We start from the raw sequence: 2,577 nt of genomic DNA on the forward strand, positions 1-2,577 counted from the left end.
GAACCCGGCGCCGGTGGACACCATGCCGGCCAGCGCGGAATGCCCGGACCCGGCGGTGGTGAACGGCATGAACCTGGCCAGCAAGGGCCACGCGAGGGCGGCGACCAGCAGGGTGACGAACCCGGCCACCACCCCCCGCAGGTCACTGGAGGAGCCGAGGGTGGCGAACCCGACCGCGAAGCAGAACGCGATCACCGGCTTCAACGCCACCAGCTGGATCAACGCGTTCCGGGTCCGGGTCCACCACTCCCCAGTTTCGGGGAGGATCTGCCCGGTGGCCGCGATCGGCGCCACCGCGACCAGCACCACGATCGCCACCTGCCGGAACAACAACTCGATCCACAACAGCAGCCCGACCAGGATGGCCAGGAACCCGAACACCAGCACCAGCGCCGGCGACCCGTCCAGCGCGTCCAGGCTGATCAGCGTGCCCAGCCTGTCTTCGAGTTGGGGGTTGCCGCCCAGCCCGATCCGGATGATCCAGGCGGCGGCGGCGTCGGAGGCCTTCAGCGCGGCCTGGGTGAGCGCCAGCACCATCGCGGTCACCAGCACCGTCTTCACCAGCCCGAGCAGGGCGGTGGCGGCGACCTGCCCGTTCCCGGTCCATGCGGTCTTCCCGGCCGCGACCAGTACCAGGATGACCGCGACCAGCATCGCGATCGGCAGCGCGATCCCCAGCACCGTCGTCACCCCCGAGGCGTGCAGGTCCACGGTGGAGGACTCCACGAACACCCGCGACAGCGACTCCAGGAACCCGATCCCGGCCTCCCCGAACCCGGCCGCCATCGCCCCGAACGCGGTGTCGGTGATCGCCTCGAACCCGGTCCCCGCGGCGGCCGGCACCACCTGACTGGCGATCCCCGGCACGGTGCCGTTCTTGACCACGAACTCCGCCGCGCCGCACACCGACTCCGCGACGTCGGGGCAGAGATCCTTGATCGGCCCGGCCTGAGCCGCTGGAGCGGGTCCCGCCAGGGCAATGCTCAGCACGGCCGCGGCGACGGCGAGCAGCACACGGCTACGCGATCGCGAGGTCACGCCAACCCCTCTCATATGCCTGCGCCGATCCCGGTGCGGGCAGCGGTTGCGGCTCCTCCAGATCGGTGCCGCCATCGATCTTCCAGTCACCGTCGGCCCAGACCATCGTGTAGGCGGCGACGGATACGGCCTGTCGGCCCTGGCCCGAGGTGGCCGGCCCGGCGCCGTCGGCGATGCCGAGGACGTGGATGAGGGCTCGGTCCGCACCCGCGTCGACCACCCGGTAGGCGCGGGCCTGGAAGGTGAGGTAGGCACCGATGCCGGCGTCCCCGGGCTGCACCCCGAGGGTGCTGCTGGCGATCCGGACCCCATGCGCGAAGTCGTCGGCCGCCGACGGGTACGACGGGGCGCCCGCCACCTCGCCGACGGTGCGGGCACGGGTCTCGTCCAGCCCGACCGCAGTCTCGGCGTACCGGGCGGCCGCGCTGATCGCGCCCGGCACGGTGTGCGGGAACCCGACCGGCACCCCGCGCGCCGTGCCGGCCGGTGGGGGCAGGATCAGCGGCCCGGCCGACACCGGCGGCACCACCCACGCCCCGGTCGACGGGGTTGCGGGCCCGGTGGAACTGGAGGCGGCAGGCGGAACGCCGTCGAGCGGCACGTCGGCGGGGCGGTCGCGGTTCACGCCGACGCCCAGCCCGGTGAGGCCGATCACGATCGCGGCCACCACCAGCCCGACACCAACGACTGCGTACAGCAAGCGGCGGCGCAGCACCCGGGCCTGCCGGTCGGCGGCGGTGAACATGCTCATCGCTCACGCCAGCCCGAACGCCGTGTTCACCAGCGGGATCGCCAGCCCGACCAGGATCCCCCCACCGAAGGACCAGAGCAGGGTGACCTTGCCCCGTTCGGCCAGGATCGGGCGGGTGGACAGGTTGCCGACCGCGACCATCGCGGCGCCCACGATCCCGGCCAGCACGCAGGCCACCAGCGCCCCGTACATCGTCCAGCTGATGATGGTGTCGATCGCGCCCGAGCCGGGCAGCCCCCGGCCGCTCGGCCGGTGATTGCGGATCGGGCCGGCCAGCACCAGCTCATACAGGGTGCGGGCCGGGTGAGCCAGGTGGGTCATGAGCGGGTTCCCTTCAACGAGAGTGGATAAGAGCCGCGGACGCGGCCACGGCGGTGGCGGCCGCGGCGGTCGTGTCCGGCGCGATGGCCGCGCCGGGTTGCTGGCCGGGCGACCGCAGCGCATCGGCCGCGGTCGCCTCGGTGGTGACGCTGGTGGCGAGGCCGGTGAGGGTGGCGGCGAGCCGGGTGACCGCGCGGCGCAGCGGGCGGCCGGCCCGGTCGATCCGGATCCCGCCGGTGGCCCGGACCCAGGGGTCGTGCGGGATATGGGCGATGGCGGCGACCCGGGCCTGGAGCAGGGTGAGCCCGGCCAGCACCCGCCGCGGCACCCGGCCTCCGGCGACCGCGACCACCGCCACCGTCACGTGGTGCGCGGGCAGGCCGAGCCGTTCCAGCAGGGTGACCACGCTCTGCGCGTCCGCCACCCCCTTGGGGCTGGCGGGGACGCACAGCACCGGGACCGCTCCG

The 2,577-nt window shown here is 73.9% G+C and carries 4 protein-coding genes; all 4 read right to left on the minus strand.

What is annotated here, in order from left to right:
- Positions 1-1,014: hypothetical protein (locus tag VF468_09105; GenBank protein ID HEX5878464.1), on the minus strand; the 1,014-nt coding region annotated here is incomplete at its 3' end.
- A 4-nt stretch (positions 1,015-1,018) separates the two neighbouring features.
- Positions 1,019-1,789 carry a hypothetical protein gene (locus VF468_09110; GenBank protein HEX5878465.1) on the minus strand — a complete coding sequence of 257 codons (771 nt, stop codon included), beginning with the start codon at positions 1,787-1,789 and terminating at the stop codon, positions 1,019-1,021.
- A gap of 3 nt (positions 1,790-1,792) precedes the next feature.
- On the minus strand, positions 1,793-2,110 hold the full coding sequence (locus VF468_09115; GenBank protein ID HEX5878466.1) for a hypothetical protein: 318 nt from the start codon (positions 2,108-2,110) through the stop codon (positions 1,793-1,795).
- Between the two features lie 13 nt (positions 2,111-2,123).
- The coding region (locus tag VF468_09120; GenBank protein ID HEX5878467.1) for a hypothetical protein at positions 2,124-2,577 on the minus strand (454 nt) is incomplete at its 5' end.

The sequence above is a fragment of the Actinomycetota bacterium genome, from assembly GCA_036280995.1.
In the GTDB taxonomy this organism is placed as follows: domain Bacteria; phylum Actinomycetota; class CALGFH01; order CALGFH01; family CALGFH01; genus CALGFH01.

Excerpts from the sequence above, each read along its gene's own strand:
- VF468_09110 (HEX5878465.1), bottom strand. The coding sequence starts at position 1,789 with ATGAGCATGTTCACCGCCGCCGACCGGCAGGCCCGGGTGCTGCGCCGC.
- VF468_09115 (HEX5878466.1), bottom strand. The coding sequence starts at position 2,110 with ATGACCCACCTGGCTCACCCGGCCCGCACCCTGTATGAGCTGGTGCTG.